The 15000-nt window shown below is 38.7% G+C and carries 14 protein-coding genes, 1 tRNA gene, 2 rRNA genes, 1 other RNA gene and 1 other annotated feature (2 of these 19 running past the window's edge); of the genes, 14 read left to right on the forward strand and 4 right to left on the reverse strand.

The genetic code is table 11. The annotated features are described in order from the left end of the window. A 23S ribosomal RNA gene (locus tag MKY00_RS00050) occupies nt 1-1248 on the forward strand; it begins 1675 nt to the left of the window's first position. A 49-nt stretch (nt 1249-1297) separates the two neighbouring features. Then, nucleotides 1298-1413, forward strand: a 5S ribosomal RNA gene (rrf, locus tag MKY00_RS00055). Between the two features lie 35 nt (nt 1414-1448). Here the strand turns inward: rrf and MKY00_RS00060 are convergent. Beyond that, complete coding sequence (locus MKY00_RS00060) at nt 1449-2450, reverse strand: YaaC family protein (protein ID WP_016719085.1); 1002 nt, start codon at nt 2448-2450, stop codon at nt 1449-1451. 115 nt (nt 2451-2565) lie between these two features. Here MKY00_RS00060 and guaB point away from each other — a divergent pair, with 115 nt between their 5' ends. The 7 genes from guaB to MKY00_RS00095 all read left to right on the forward strand — a co-directional run bounded on the left by guaB (nt 2566) and on the right by MKY00_RS00095 (nt 9517). Next, nucleotides 2566-4029 (forward strand): IMP dehydrogenase, encoded by a 1464-nt coding sequence (gene guaB, locus MKY00_RS00065; RefSeq protein ID WP_000264079.1) that lies wholly within the window; start codon nt 2566-2568, stop codon nt 4027-4029. A 113-nt stretch (nt 4030-4142) separates the two neighbouring features. Further along, nucleotides 4143-5450 carry a D-alanyl-D-alanine carboxypeptidase DacA gene (gene dacA, locus MKY00_RS00070; protein WP_141114923.1) on the forward strand — a complete coding sequence of 436 codons (1308 nt, stop codon included), beginning with the start codon at nt 4143-4145 and terminating at the stop codon, nt 5448-5450. Between the two features lie 161 nt (nt 5451-5611). Further along, a complete protein-coding gene (gene pdxS, locus MKY00_RS00075; protein WP_000186156.1) occupies nt 5612-6499 on the forward strand; it encodes a pyridoxal 5'-phosphate synthase lyase subunit PdxS in 888 nt (295 codons plus the stop codon). Between the two features lie 18 nt (nt 6500-6517). Next, complete coding sequence (gene pdxT, locus MKY00_RS00080; protein WP_016716234.1) at nt 6518-7108, forward strand: pyridoxal 5'-phosphate synthase glutaminase subunit PdxT; 591 nt, start codon at nt 6518-6520, stop codon at nt 7106-7108. Nucleotides 7109-7162: 54 nt separating this feature from the next. Continuing rightward, nucleotides 7163-7384 (forward strand) — a binding site (T-box leader). A gap of 51 nt (nt 7385-7435) precedes the next feature. Continuing rightward, nucleotides 7436-8710, forward strand: coding sequence for a serine--tRNA ligase (gene serS, locus MKY00_RS00085; RefSeq protein WP_000884181.1), 1275 nt, complete (start codon nt 7436-7438; stop codon nt 8708-8710). Between the two features lie 156 nt (nt 8711-8866). Continuing rightward, a tRNA-Ser gene (locus MKY00_RS00090) sits at nt 8867-8959 on the forward strand. Between the two features lie 165 nt (nt 8960-9124). Further along, entirely contained in the window at nt 9125-9517 is a 393-nt protein-coding gene (locus MKY00_RS00095) for a DUF3797 domain-containing protein (RefSeq protein ID WP_000364200.1), read from the forward strand. Nucleotides 9518-9552: 35 nt separating this feature from the next. Here MKY00_RS00095 and MKY00_RS00100 read toward each other — a convergent pair whose 3' ends face one another. From MKY00_RS00100 to MKY00_RS00110, 3 genes are all read right to left on the reverse strand, one after another. After that, nucleotides 9553-10221 carry a deoxynucleoside kinase gene (locus tag MKY00_RS00100; RefSeq protein WP_001053585.1) on the reverse strand — a complete coding sequence of 223 codons (669 nt, stop codon included), beginning with the start codon at nt 10219-10221 and terminating at the stop codon, nt 9553-9555. Nucleotides 10222-10223: 2 nt separating this feature from the next. After that, on the reverse strand, nt 10224-10859 hold the full coding sequence (locus tag MKY00_RS00105; RefSeq protein WP_000148224.1) for a deoxynucleoside kinase: 636 nt from the start codon (nt 10857-10859) through the stop codon (nt 10224-10226). Between the two features lie 125 nt (nt 10860-10984). After that, the gene (locus MKY00_RS00110; RefSeq protein WP_016716235.1) at nt 10985-11524 is read right to left on the reverse strand and encodes an isochorismatase family cysteine hydrolase; all 540 of its coding nucleotides are present in this window, start codon (nt 11522-11524) and stop codon (nt 10985-10987) included. A gap of 107 nt (nt 11525-11631) precedes the next feature. Here MKY00_RS00110 and tadA point away from each other — a divergent pair, with 107 nt between their 5' ends. From tadA to recR, 5 genes are all read left to right on the forward strand, one after another. Then, on the forward strand, nt 11632-12132 hold the full coding sequence (tadA, locus tag MKY00_RS00115) for a tRNA adenosine(34) deaminase TadA (RefSeq protein WP_000439013.1): 501 nt from the start codon (nt 11632-11634) through the stop codon (nt 12130-12132). A 79-nt stretch (nt 12133-12211) separates the two neighbouring features. Continuing rightward, nucleotides 12212-12476: signal recognition particle sRNA large type (ffs, locus tag MKY00_RS00120), an RNA gene on the forward strand. Between the two features lie 132 nt (nt 12477-12608). Continuing rightward, nucleotides 12609-14297: a DNA polymerase III subunit gamma/tau gene (gene dnaX, locus MKY00_RS00125; protein ID WP_000121557.1), complete on the forward strand. Its 1689-nt coding sequence runs from the start codon at nt 12609-12611 to the stop codon at nt 14295-14297. Between the two features lie 25 nt (nt 14298-14322). Beyond that, nucleotides 14323-14649, forward strand: a complete 327-nt coding sequence (locus tag MKY00_RS00130) for a YbaB/EbfC family nucleoid-associated protein (protein ID WP_001996460.1) — start codon at nt 14323-14325, stop codon at nt 14647-14649. Between the two features lie 14 nt (nt 14650-14663). After that, on the forward strand, nt 14664-15000 hold the 5' portion of the coding sequence (gene recR, locus MKY00_RS00135) for a recombination protein RecR (protein WP_000559169.1). The gene runs 260 nt beyond the window's last position; 337 of the gene's 597 nt are visible here — the first part of the coding sequence; its start codon is at nt 14664-14666; its stop codon lies off the right edge, out of view.

Raw genomic sequence — 15000 nt, forward strand, 5'->3', positions numbered from 1 at the left:
CGAGGAGAGAATCCTAAGGTGTGCGAGAGAACTCTGGTTAAGGAACTCGGCAAAATGACCCCGTAACTTCGGGAGAAGGGGTGCTTTCTTAACGGAAAGCCGCAGTGAATAGGCCCAAGCGACTGTTTAGCAAAAACACAGCTCTCTGCGAAGCCGTAAGGCGAAGTATAGGGGGTGACACCTGCCCGGTGCTGGAAGGTTAAGGAGAGGGGTTAGCGTAAGCGAAGCTCTGAACTGAAGCCCCAGTAAACGGCGGCCGTAACTATAACGGTCCTAAGGTAGCGAAATTCCTTGTCGGGTAAGTTCCGACCCGCACGAAAGGTGTAACGATTTGGGCACTGTCTCAACCAGAGACTCGGTGAAATTATAGTACCTGTGAAGATGCAGGTTACCCGCGACAGGACGGAAAGACCCCGTGGAGCTTTACTGTAGCCTGATATTGAATTTTGGTACAGTTTGTACAGGATAGGCGGGAGCCTTTGAAACCGGAGCGCTAGCTTCGGTGGAGGCGCTGGTGGGATACCGCCCTGACTGTATTGAAATTCTAACCTACGGGTCTTATCGACCCGGGAGACAGTGTCAGGTGGGCAGTTTGACTGGGGCGGTCGCCTCCTAAAGTGTAACGGAGGCGCCCAAAGGTTCCCTCAGAATGGTTGGAAATCATTCGTAGAGTGCAAAGGCATAAGGGAGCTTGACTGCGAGACCTACAAGTCGAGCAGGGACGAAAGTCGGGCTTAGTGATCCGGTGGTTCCGCATGGAAGGGCCATCGCTCAACGGATAAAAGCTACCCCGGGGATAACAGGCTTATCTCCCCCAAGAGTCCACATCGACGGGGAGGTTTGGCACCTCGATGTCGGCTCATCGCATCCTGGGGCTGTAGTCGGTCCCAAGGGTTGGGCTGTTCGCCCATTAAAGCGGTACGCGAGCTGGGTTCAGAACGTCGTGAGACAGTTCGGTCCCTATCCGTCGTGGGCGTAGGAAATTTGAGAGGAGCTGTCCTTAGTACGAGAGGACCGGGATGGACGCACCGCTGGTGTACCAGTTGTTCTGCCAAGGGCATAGCTGGGTAGCTATGTGCGGAAGGGATAAGTGCTGAAAGCATCTAAGCATGAAGCCCCCCTCAAGATGAGATTTCCCATAGCGTAAGCTAGTAAGATCCCTGAAAGATGATCAGGTTGATAGGTTCGAGGTGGAAGCATGGTGACATGTGGAGCTGACGAATACTAATAGATCGAGGACTTAACCATATAATATGTAGCAAATGTTATCTAGTTTTGAAGGAATATGCCTTCATAGTTTGGTGATGATGGCAGAGAGGTCACACCCGTTCCCATACCGAACACGGAAGTTAAGCTCTCTAGCGCCGATGGTAGTTGGGACCTTGTCCCTGTGAGAGTAGGACGTCGCCAAGCAACTAAAAACACAAGTCTTTTGACTTGTGTTTTTTTTATTTCCCATGAAATAGGTTCGGTTCTGCTAGTAAAAATTTCGAAATATAGTAAGGAATTTTTTGAGCAGAAATAGTAAGAAATTGATAAATAAATGGGTAATCTTCAGAGCCATAGCTTCCAAGTAAATCATACCACCAATCTGTTTCGTATCTAGAAATCATACTTAAATTGTAGAGCAATAAATAATGAACGAGAAGTTCAGGTAATACGGGTGTAGGATTTCTAGGGTCAGTTGTGAGTGGTAAGTAATAAGTATCAGCGAGATATTCGTAGTATAAAGGCGTACTATATATAGGATTCCACGATTGGATAGGAGCCGTAAAAAGTAAATTGGATGCGCTCGTTTTCCCGGGGACATGTTGCACGGATAAGTGCTTACAAATTGATTCAATATAACGTGAAAATCTTTCTGAAGTCATATGAAGTCGATCTAGTATATTGACTGAAAAGGAAAGTTCATTTGCATTTGTTGAATCAATTTTATATAAAGTGGAACCTCGCTGACTATAGCGAAATAAGCTTTGTAATTCAGGAATATTCCCCATTAAATCCAACATGTTAAACTTCTCTGATTCTAAGTGTTTCATGTGAAACAGCTGTTCTGCAACATGAGTAAATAGTCCATTTTTTTGTACCTTTACCTCATCTTCTAAAAATTGATATCCCTGTTTTTTCCGCTTACGAGTCGTAACGCCATGAGCTAAAACAGTAGTGGATTCAGGATAGTTTGGATCAATAGTTAATAAGCATGCTTTAAAAAGTTGGCTCATTCCATAAAACAATAACATTGGCTGAATCGAAAAGGGAGCTACCTTATATAATTCGTAATAATTTTTCCCGTGTTCTAAATAATAAATAAAAGGATAACAATTTTCGAAACTTTTTTTTTCGGCATTTTGTATCGAGGATTTTTCATAACAACGGGCAAGATAACGTTGTACATTTTGAGATGAAAAGAAGAAACTTAGTTGCTGCCAAGTACAATGTGTTTGATGCATATATTACGCTCCTTTTATTGTCTAAAAATTCTAACATATATATACGTCCTTGACAGTATTTTAACCAATTGATAAGCTACTAATAATAATTTCTGGTATCATGGGGGGAACAATTATGTGGGAATCTAAATTTGTTAAAGAAGGTTTGACTTTTGATGACGTATTACTTGTACCAGCAAAGTCAGATGTACTACCAAGAGAAGTAAGTGTTAAAACAGTTTTATCTGAAAGCTTACAGTTAAACATCCCGTTAATTAGTGCAGGAATGGATACAGTAACAGAAGCGGATATGGCTATTGCAATGGCTCGTCAAGGCGGTTTAGGGATTATTCATAAAAATATGTCTATTGAACAACAAGCCGAGCAGGTTGATAAAGTAAAACGTTCTGAAAGTGGTGTTATTTCAGATCCTTTCTTTTTAACTCCAGAACATCAAGTGTATGATGCAGAGCACCTTATGGGGAAATATCGTATCTCAGGTGTACCGGTTGTAAATAATTTAGACGAGCGAAAATTAGTTGGTATTATTACAAACCGTGATATGCGTTTTATCCAAGACTACTCAATCAAAATTTCCGACGTAATGACAAAAGAACAGCTAATTACAGCTCCAGTTGGTACAACGCTAGATGAGGCTGAAAAGATCCTACAAAAGTATAAAATTGAAAAACTCCCTCTTGTTGATAACAACGGTGTATTACAAGGGCTTATTACAATAAAAGATATTGAAAAAGTAATTGAATTCCCGAATTCTGCGAAGGATAAGCAAGGGCGCTTATTAGTTGGAGCAGCAGTTGGTGTAACGGCTGATGCTATGACTCGCATTGACGCATTAGTAAAGGCTAGCGTAGATGCAATCGTACTTGATACAGCTCATGGACATTCTCAAGGCGTTATTGATAAAGTAAAAGAAGTTCGTGCAAAGTATCCATCATTAAATATTATCGCTGGAAATGTTGCTACTGCTGAAGCAACAAGAGCATTAATTGAAGCAGGTGCAAACGTAGTTAAAGTTGGTATTGGACCAGGCTCTATCTGTACAACACGTGTTGTAGCTGGGGTTGGTGTACCACAATTAACAGCGGTTTATGATTGTGCAACAGAAGCTCGTAAACACGGTATCCCAGTTATCGCTGACGGTGGTATTAAGTACTCTGGTGATATGGTTAAAGCTTTAGCAGCAGGAGCACATGTTGTTATGCTAGGTAGTATGTTTGCTGGTGTTGCTGAAAGTCCTGGTGAAACTGAAATTTATCAAGGTCGCCAATTTAAAGTATATCGTGGTATGGGTTCTGTCGGAGCGATGGAAAAAGGAAGTAAAGATCGTTATTTCCAAGAAGGAAATAAAAAACTTGTTCCAGAAGGTATTGAAGGACGAGTACCATATAAAGGACCTTTAGCAGATACGGTTCATCAATTAGTTGGTGGATTACGCGCAGGTATGGGATATTGCGGAGCACAAGATTTAGAATTCTTACGTGAGAATGCACAATTTGTTCGTATGTCAGGTGCTGGTTTACTTGAAAGTCATCCTCATCATGTACAAATTACAAAAGAGGCTCCAAACTACTCATTATAATGTCTTATATATAAATAGACGGAGATTTTATATCTCTGTCTATTTTTTTTTGATTATGTTAGAATAACGGTTATGTGAGTACATAGATATTGGGGGTAGCAAAAGTGAAAGGTATGTTTTGCAAAAGATTCATTGCACTAGTAACAATGTTTACACTAGCTTGTAGTATGTTGTTACCATATAGCAATGCATCAGCTGAAACAGGAGCTGCTTTAAATATTGAAGCAGGTGCGGCAATTTTAGTTGAAGCGAATTCTGGAAAAATTTTATATCAAAAGAATGCAGATGAATTATTATCCATTGCTAGTATGACGAAGATGATGAGTGAGTATTTAGTTCACGAAGCAGTAGATAAAGGAAAGCTTAAGTGGGATCAGAAAATTAAGGTTTCTGAATATGCGTATAAAGTTTCGCAGGATGCTTCATTATCAAATGTGGCATTAGAAAATGGTGGCTCTTATACAGTAAAAGAGTTATACGAGGCAATGGCAATCTTCTCTGCAAATGGTGCAACGATTGCATTAGCAGAAGCAATTGCAGGTAAAGAAGTAGATTTCGTAAAAATGATGAATGATAAATCGAAAGAACTAGGGTTGAAAAATTATAAATTTGTCAATTCTACAGGTTTAACGAATAAAGATTTAAAGGGAATGCATCCAGAAGGAACAACAGCGGATGAAGAAAATAAAATGTCTGCAAAGGATGTTGCAACTTTAGCACAACATTTAATTAAAGATTATCCAAAAGTGTTAGATACAGCAAAAATCCCGAAAAAAGAATTCCGTCCAGAAAAAGAGAAGTTTGCAATGTCGAACTGGAACTGGATGTTAAAGGGCTTAGTTAAAGAATATGATGGCGTAGATGGCCTAAAAACAGGCTCAACTCCAGAAGCGGGAGATTGCTTCACTGGTACGGTTGAAAGAAACGGTATGCGTTTTATTTCTGTAGTGATTAAAACAAGTTCTCATACAGCACGTTTTGATGAAACAAAGAAGCTATATGATTATGGATTTGCTAACTTTGAAATGAAACAAATGTATAAAAAAGGTTCTTCAGTAAAAGGACAAGAAACAGTACGAGTAGAAAATGCGAAAGACAAAGATGTAGCAGTTCAAACGAAACAAGCCATTTCACTTCCAGTACCAAAAGGAAGTAAAGATGTTTATAAAACAGAATTAAAAGAATCGAGTAAGGGACAAGAGGCACCTATTAAAAAGGGAACTGCGCTTGGTCAAATGGTAATTACGCCAAAAGATACAAACGATCCTGGATTTTTAACTGGTAAGTCATTGCAAGTGGATCTTGTAACAACAGCTGAAGTAGAAGAAGCAAACTGGTTTACTCGTGCTATGCGCGGAATTGGTTCTTTCTTTAGTGGTATATGGAATAGTGCTGTTGATACAGTAAAAGGTTGGTTTTAAAAGCTCCTCATTGTAGGGGCTTTTTCTTATTCCTATTTTTCATACCGACTTTATGAAAAAGTAGTAGACAAGCATCTGATAGTTAGTGGTAGAATGTAAGAGTATTCTTAATTTTCGCCTTTAACGGGGAAAAGCAATTCACCTAGGGGGGTTTTTGTAACATGACAAACGTAACAGGGACAGAACGTGTAAAACGTGGAATGGCAGAAATGCAAAAAGGCGGCGTTATTATGGACGTAATTAACGCTGAACAAGCAAAAATTGCAGAAGAGGCAGGCGCAGTTGCCGTTATGGCATTAGAGCGTGTACCAGCAGATATTCGTGCAGCGGGTGGCGTTTCTCGTATGGCAGACCCAACAATCGTTGAAGAAGTTATGGGTGCTGTGTCAATTCCGGTTATGGCAAAATGCCGTATCGGTCACCTTGTAGAAGCGCGTGTATTAGAATCATTAGGGGTAGACTATATCGATGAGAGTGAAGTATTAACTCCTGCCGATGAAGTATACCATTTAAATAAACGTGATTACACAGTTCCATTTGTATGTGGTTGCCGTGATATCGGAGAAGCTGCACGTCGTATTGCAGAAGGTGCATCTATGCTTCGTACAAAAGGTGAACCAGGAACAGGAAACATTGTAGAGGCAGTGCGTCATATGCGTCAAGTCAATGCAGAAATCCGTCAAGTTGCAAGTCTACGTGAAGATGAGTTAATGACATATGCAAAAAATACTGGTGCTCCTTATGAAGTACTACTTGAAATTAAACGCCTTGGTCGTTTGCCGGTTGTAAACTTTGCAGCAGGTGGTGTAGCAACACCTGCAGATGCAGCATTAATGATGCAACTTGGTGCGGATGGTGTATTTGTTGGATCTGGTATCTTTAAATCAGAGAATCCAGCGAAATTTGCACGTGCAATCGTTGAAGCGACAACTCATTATGAGGATTACGAGTTAATTGCAAGCCTTTCTAAAGGATTAGGTAATGCGATGAAAGGTATCGAAATTTCAACGTTACTACCAGAGCAACGCATGCAAGAGCGTGGATGGTAATTGAAGGAGAACTTTAAAATGGTGAAAATCGGTGTACTAGGTCTTCAAGGTGCAGTTCGTGAACATGTAAAATCAGTTGAAGCAAGTGGTGCAGAAGCTGTTGTTGTAAAGCGTATAGAACAACTTGAAGAGATTGATGGTCTTATTTTACCAGGCGGTGAAAGTACAACTATGCGCCGTCTTATTGATAAGTATGCTTTCATGGAACCACTTCGTACATTTGCGAATTCTGGTAAACCAATGTTTGGTACATGTGCAGGAATGATTCTTCTTGCAAAAACACTTATTGGCTATGACGAAGCACATATTGGTGCTATGGATATTACAGTTGAGCGCAATGCGTTTGGACGTCAAAAAGATAGCTTTGAAGCTGCACTTTCTATTAAAGGTGTGGGAGAAGATTTTGTTGGCGTATTTATTCGTGCCCCGTATGTTGTAAATGTAGCGGATAATGTTGAGGTACTTTCTACACATGGTGATCGAATGGTAGCGGTAAGGCAAGGGCCGTTTTTAGCTGCTTCTTTCCATCCGGAATTAACGGATGATCATCGTGTAACAGCATACTTTGTAGAAATGGTAAAAGAAGCGAAAATGAAAAAAGTTGTATAAGTAACTTGCAACTTGTATAAGATTATAGTAAATTGATGGTAACAATTTTATAAAATAAGCGTGTTGATAGGAAATAGTAACAAATGTCGTTTCTTATAGAGAGTCGATGGTTGGTGGAAATCGATAGAAACAGTTTGTGAATCCATCCTGGAATGGAATGTGGAATATCTTTATGATTAGTAAACATTCCCGGTGAAGAGCCGTTATTTCTACTTGAGAGGAAAGCGGTAATGCTTTCAACTAGGGTGGCAACGCGGGTTAACTCCCGTCCCTTTATATAGGGACGGGAGTTTTTTGTGTTTTATAAAATAAAAGGAGGAGTATATAATGCTTGATATTAAATTTTTACGTACAAATTTTGAAGAAGTAAAAGCTAAGTTACAGCATAGAGGCGAAGATTTAACTGATTTTGGTCGCTTTGAAGAATTAGATACGAGAAGAAGAGAACTACTTGTTCAAACAGAGGAACTAAAAAGTAAACGTAACGAAGTATCTCAACAAATCTCTGTATTGAAGCGCGAAAAGAAAGATGCAGAAGCTCTAATTTTAGAAATGCGTGAAGTTGGAGAAAAAGTAAAAGATCTTGATAACGAACTTCGTACAGTTGAAGAAGATCTAGAAAGATTGATGCTATCTATTCCAAATATTCCTCATGAATCTGCTCCGGTTGGTGAAACAGAGGATGATAATGTAGTAGCCCGCACTTGGGGAGAAGTGAAGGAATTTGCTTTTGAACCAAAACCACATTGGGATCTTGCTACAGATTTAGGAATTCTAGATTTTGAACGTGCTGGAAAAGTAACAGGAAGCCGCTTCGTATTCTACAAAGGTGCTGGCGCAAGATTAGAGCGTGCTTTAATTAGCTTTATGCTGGATCTTCATACTGATGAGCATGGATATGAAGAAGTATTACCTCCGTATATGGTAAACCGTGCAAGCATGACAGGGACAGGACAACTTCCGAAGTTTGAAGAAGATGCATTCCGTATTGAAAGTGAAGACTACTTCTTAATTCCAACAGCTGAAGTACCTGTAACAAATATGCACCGTGATGAGATCTTAAATAAAGAACAATTGCCTATAAGATATGCTGCATTTAGCTCTTGTTTCCGTTCTGAAGCAGGTTCAGCTGGCCGTGATACACGTGGTTTAATTCGTCAGCACCAGTTCAATAAAGTAGAGCTTGTGAAGTTTGTAAAACCAGAAGATTCTTATGAAGAGTTAGAAAAACTAACAAATGATGCAGAACGCGTGTTACAATTATTAGAGTTGCCATATCGCGTTATGAGCATGTGCACAGGCGATTTAGGATTTACGGCAGCGAAGAAATACGATATTGAAGTATGGATTCCAAGCTATGGCACATATCGTGAAATCTCTTCTTGTAGTAATTTCGAGGCTTTCCAAGCGAGACGTGCAAATATCCGTTTCCGTCGTGAGCCAAACGGAAAACCAGAACATGTTCATACATTAAATGGATCTGGTCTTGCAATTGGACGTACGGTGGCAGCTATTTTAGAGAACTACCAACAAGAAGATGGTACAATTATAATTCCAGAAGTTCTTCGCCCTTATATGGGAGGAAAAACAGTTATTAAGTAAATTTATAAACATTCATCGGTATGAGTGATTGGTAATTATGAGCGTTGTCAGTACTATAATATAGGAGAGGGAAAGTAAAATTTTCCTTTCCTCATAATTTATTTTAGTAGGGTTGACTAACTGTTTTTCTTTTGATATTATATTTGATGTCAATATGGAGGTATACCCAAGTCTGGCTGAAGGGATCGGTCTTGAAAACCGACAGGCGGCGAGAGTCGCGCGGGGGTTCGAATCCCTCTACCTCCTCCAGATATAATTGACAACAGCGCATATAAGTGGAGATTGGAGAACTCGTTACCACACGTAACGAGTTTTTATTTTAAAACCAATCATAAAGTATGGTGTAAGGCGATTTTGTCCTTATTACACACTCATATTCCGATGATTATCTTCATAGATATGAAAGGAGTCAACATGGATCTTATTATACAAACGTTTCCTTTAGATGGAAAAACTTTATATTATGTACAATGTCCTGTCTGTAAGAACAATAGAATTTTAAACAGTGGTGCAAATGTATCACGCATTATTAGCGATGATACATTCCGTAAACTTTGTGGTTGCACTTGTGATGTAAAGCAAACTGCAACAAAAGTAGAGGCACCAAAAAAAGTTAAAAAAGAAGCTGTAAAGAAAGAAGCAGCTCCAAAACGTACAGGTAAAGTATTAACAGCAGTAATTAACGGGAAAGAAATGACTGTTAAAGAGATTGCTGAGGCGTACGATATTAGTACAAGTACTGTTCGTCAGCGCATTAACGCTGGAAAACCTGAGAGTGAAATTATTGCTCCAACAAAGAAAAAGTAATTTAATAGAAAAACCCGTGCATATGCACGGGTTTTTTATTTTACAAGTTTACGTGTTTGTTTTAAAAAATGACCGATTTTTTTAATGATTGGTTCAATGGAATCGCCATCTTTTAAAATATCGTATTCATTAATGTTTAATCGTAAAACAGGGCATGAATTAAAGTTGTTAATCCAGTTTTCATAACGCCCATGCATCTCTTTCCAATACTCGATTGGTGTTTGCTGTTCCATCGGACGTCCACGTTCTTGGATACGATCAACGATATCATCGAAAGAACCTTCTAAGTAAATTAATAAATCTGGATGTGGGAAGTAAGGAGTCATGACCATAGCGTCAAATAAACCTTTATATGTTTCATAATCAGTTTCCGTCATTGTACCTTTTTCGTGATGCATTTTTGCAAAAATGCCAGTGTCTTCATAGATAGAGCGATCTTGAACAAAACCGCCACCGTATTCAAAAATTCTTTTTTGTTCTTTAAATCGTTCTGCTAAAAAATACACTTGTAAGTGAAAGCTCCAGCGTGTGAAATCAGCATAGAACTTGTCCAAATACGGATTAGAATCTACCTTTTCAAATGATGTGCGATATCCTAAAGCGTTAGCCAATGCAGTTGTCATAGTGGATTTACCGACACCTACTGTTCCAGCGATAGTGATTACTGCGTCATTTGGTATATCATATTTTTGCCTTAAATTCATTATTATTTCGACTCCTTTAAGAGAGTATTTTGAAGGGCAGATAGGATGACGTTTAAATCATCAGGATTTTTTACAAAATCCATATCGTCTCCGTTAAATTTCAATACTGGGATATCTGGATGGTCCTTTTTAAAAGCATCCATTGCTGTTTCGTAATCTTTTGTGAGCTGTAGTAAGTAATTTGGATCCATATTTTTTTCGAATTCTCTTCCGCGCATTGCGATTCGCTTTTGTAATGTTTCTAAGCTAGCTGTTAAATAAACGATAACGTTTGGAACTGGCATATCTTGTGTAAGGATACGATAGATTTGCATGTACTTGTCATATTGAGAATCTTTCAATGTACGGGATGCAAAAATTACATTTTTGAATATATGATAATCCGCTACTACTGGCTTCCTTTGATTCAAATACTTTATGTTAATATCTTCTAATTGTTTGTATCTATTACAAAGAAAGAACATCTCTGTTTGAAAACTCCATTCGTCGATGTCTTCATAGAACTTTCCTAAAAAGGGGTTTTCATCAACAATCTCTTTCAGTAAGTGGAGTTGCATGTGAGTTGAAATTTCCTTCGCAAGTGAAGTTTTTCCAACACCAATTGGTCCTTCAACCGTGATAAATGGTACTCCGGTCACGCTGTTTCCTCCTTTCAATCAGTGATTTACCGTGACTACTAAAAACACAAAACAGAATTATTGTAGCACAAGAGGGAAGCGAGCGGGTTAATTTGATATAAAAAGTTGGAAAATAGATATATGTATTAATTAAATTTTATTTGAAACGACGGTACTATATTTGCTTTTAATGTGGTTTCCATTATTTTTAAAGCATGCAGGTTATCCTGATCATCATTAGAGGCAATACAGTCCTGTGGTACATACAATGTATAATTCCTCATATGAGCATCGTTAGCTGTAAAGAGGATACATATATTCCCGGCGACACCTGTTAATATTAGATTTTCTATTTTTAAATAGCCTAATAAAGAATTTAAAGGTGTTTCATAAAAAGCAGAGTAATGTGGTTTAATAAAAATGTAATCATCAGCATTTGGAGCGATCTTATGAATGATATTTTCACTATACTCATTTGTACAATGAGTAATCAATTGGTCAATATCAGATCTCCAAAGTTGATAATGGTCATTAATATAAATGATGGGACAACCGAAGGATTTCATTGTCTTCTTTAATTGTAAAATAGGAGTGGTTATAATTTCGCATTTTTTGGCTAGGATAGGCCCGTGTGAAAATTGAAAGTCATTAATCATATCGATAATGAGTAAGGCAGTATTCTTCATATGTAATCCCCTCTCTTTTTTCTTAGGGTGGATTGAATTTGTAAAAGTTATCCCATGTGTAGTAAATGGAAATAAGTGTACTTTATTTGTAATGAAAGGACTATGTTATGGAACGTGATCAAGATATTTATTTTATGCAGTTAGCAATAGAAGAGGCTAAAAAAGCAGAGGCAATACAAGAAGTACCGATTGGTGCAGTTATAGTATTAAATGGTGAAGTAATTAGTGTTGCTCATAATTTAAGGGAGACTGAGCAAAGATCAATAGCTCACGCTGAGTTGTTAGCTATTGATGAGGCATGCAAAAAATTAGGGACATGGCGTTTAGAAGATGCGACGTTATATGTAACATTAGAGCCTTGTCCGATGTGTGCGGGTGGAATTGTTTTATCACGAGTAAAGCGAGTTGTATATGGTGCGAGTGATCCGAAAGGTGGATGTGCAGGGACATTGATGAATCTGTTAACGGATGAACGCTTTAATCATCAATGTGAAGTAGTGGCTGGTGTATTAGAAGAAGAGTGCGGTACGCTATTAACGAACTTTTTTAGAGCGCTTCGTAAAAAAAGAAAAGCGATTAAGAAATTAGAGAAAAGTAAAGAGAATTAACGTATTTGCATTTTATAAAAAAACAAGTTATACTGATAGTGCCTTTAATGAAGGCAACCGAATATTGGTTTTAACTTTGCCGTGCTAAGCGGGGAGGTAGCGGTGCCCTATACTCGCAATCCGCTCTAGCGAGGCCGAATCCCTTCTCGAGGTTATGTTGCTGTAAGGTCTGCCTTAAGTAAGTGGTGTTGACGTTTGGGTCCTGCGCAACGGGACCCCGTGAACCTTGTCAGGTCCGGAAGGAAGCAGCAATAAGCGGGTCTTCTCGTGTGCCGCAGGAGTGCCTGAACCGAGCTAACTGCTTAAGTAACGCTTATGGTACGTAATCGACAGAAGGTGCACGGCAGTTATATATGTATACAAAACTCACCTTAATACTAAGGTGGGTTTTTTGTATAGAAAATAACTTTTGGAATCTATAAACAGAATGGGTTATAATAAATGAGATAATAACCTTTGAGGGAGGCCGTATTTTCGTGTCATACCAAGCGTTATACCGAACATGGAGACCGCAAAAGTTTGAAGATGTAGTCGGTCAAAAGCACGTGACAAAAACGTTGCAAAATGCCCTTCTTCAAGAGAAAGTTTCACATGCTTATTTATTTTCTGGGCCGAGGGGAACAGGAAAAACGACAATTGCAAAAGTGTTTGCAAAAGCAATTAACTGTGAACATGCTCCGGTAGCTGAACCTTGTAATGAATGTCCTTCTTGTTTGGGGATTACACAAGGATCTATTTCAGATGTATTAGAAATTGATGCGGCTTCAAATAACGGTGTAGATGAAATTCGAGATATTAGAGATAAAGTAAAATATGCTCCAAGTGCTGTAGAATATAAAGTATACATTATTGATGAAGTTCACATGCTTTCCATGGGTGCCTTCAATGCGCTTTTAAAAACGTTAGAAGAACCGCCAGGACATGTTATCTTTATTTTAGCGACAACAGAACCGCATAAGATACCGCCTACAATTATTTCGCGTTGCCAACGTTTCGAATTTCGAAAGATATCAGTAAATGATATTGTTGAGAGATTATCGACAGTTGTGAACAATGAAGGTACGCAAGTAGAAGATGAGGCATTACAAATTGTTGCACGTGCCGCTGAAGGTGGTATGCGTGATGCGCTCAGTCTTATTGATCAGGCAATATCTTATAGTGATGAGACCGTTACGACAGAAGATGTATTAGCTGTAACAGGGTCTGTTTCTCAGCAATACTTAGGCAACTTAGTAGAATGTATACGTGAAAATGATGTATCAAGAGCATTACGTATCATAGATGAGATGATGGGTAAAGGGAAAGATCCAGTTCGCTTTATGGAAGATTTCATTTACTATTATCGTGATATGCTTTTATATCAAACTTCACCACAATTGGAACATATGTTGGAACGAGTAATGGTAGATGAGCAATTCCGGACGTTAAGTGAAGAAATGCAACCGGAAGTAATCTATGAGATCATTCATACTCTTAGTAAAGCACAACAGGAAATGAAGTGGACAAATCATCCGCGAATTTTCTTAGAAGTTGTTATGGTACAACTGTGTCAACAGTTTATGATGCAAGCAAATGGTGCAGATCGTTTACAAGCAATTATGAACAGGATGCAGCAATTGGAGAAAGAGCTAGAACAAGTCAAAAAGAATGGTGTGCCGGCCGGTGTGCAGCAGGAAGTCAGAGAGACGCGTGCAGCACCAAAGCCAGTACGGACAGGAAGTATGAAGATACCTGTCGGACGCGTAAATGAAGTATTAAAGCAAGCGAAGCGTCAAGATTTAGAACAATTAAAAGCTGTATGGGGAGAGTTGTTAGGAAGACTCAAAGCATACAACAAAGTAGCGTTTGCTGTTTTGTTAGAAAATAGCGAACCGGTAGCGGCTTCAGATGATACTTACGTTTTAGCGTTCCAATATGAGATTCACTGTAAAATGGCAAGCGAAAATCGAGAGGCTATGGATACAGTGGAACAAACTTTATTTGAATTGCTAAGTAAAAGATTAAATATGATTGCCATTCCAAAAAGTGAATGGGGTAAAATCCGTGAAGATTTTTTACAGCGTGAAGGTGGAAGTTCTGAAGAAAGCCCAGAGAAAAAAGAAGATCCTCTTATAGAAGAGGCTGTAAAATTAGTAGGGCAAGAACTCATTGAAATAAAAGAGTAATAATAATTAGGAGGAATTAATTATGATGCGTGGCGGAATGGGAAATATGAATAACATGATGAAACAAATGCAAAAGATGCAAAAGGAAATGGCAAAGGCGCAAGAAGAACTTGGCGAAAAAACAGTTGAAGGTACAGCTGGCGGCGGTATGATCACAGTTATTGCAAATGGTCATAAGCAAATTCTTGAAGTAAAAGTGAAAGAAGAAGTTGTAGATCCAGAAGATATCGAAATGTTACAAGACTTAGTGTTAGCTGCAACAAACGATGCACTTAAAAAAGCTGATGAACTTTCAAACTCTACAATGGGTAAATTTACAAAAGGCTTAAACTTACCGGGTGGAATGTTCTAGGAGGATATTGATATATGCATTATCCAGAACCAATATCAAAACTAATTGATAGTTTTATGAAATTGCCAGGAATCGGACCGAAAACAGCGGTTCGATTGGCGTTTTTCGTATTAGATATGAAAGAAGATGATGTGTTAGGTTTTGCAAAAGCACTTGTAAATGCGAAGCGAGACTTAGCATATTGTTCTGTATGCGGGCATATTACTGACCGTGACCCTTGTTATATTTGTAACGATTCACATCGAGATCAATCAGTTGTTTGTGTCGTGCAAGAACCGAAAGATGTAATCGCGATGGAAAAGATGAAAGAGTATCAAGGTGTATATCATGTGTTACGTGGTGCTATCTCTC

The sequence above is a fragment of the Bacillus sp. FSL R9-9834 genome (assembly GCF_038006905.1).
Classification (GTDB): domain Bacteria; phylum Bacillota; class Bacilli; order Bacillales; family Bacillaceae_G; genus Bacillus_A; species Bacillus_A pacificus.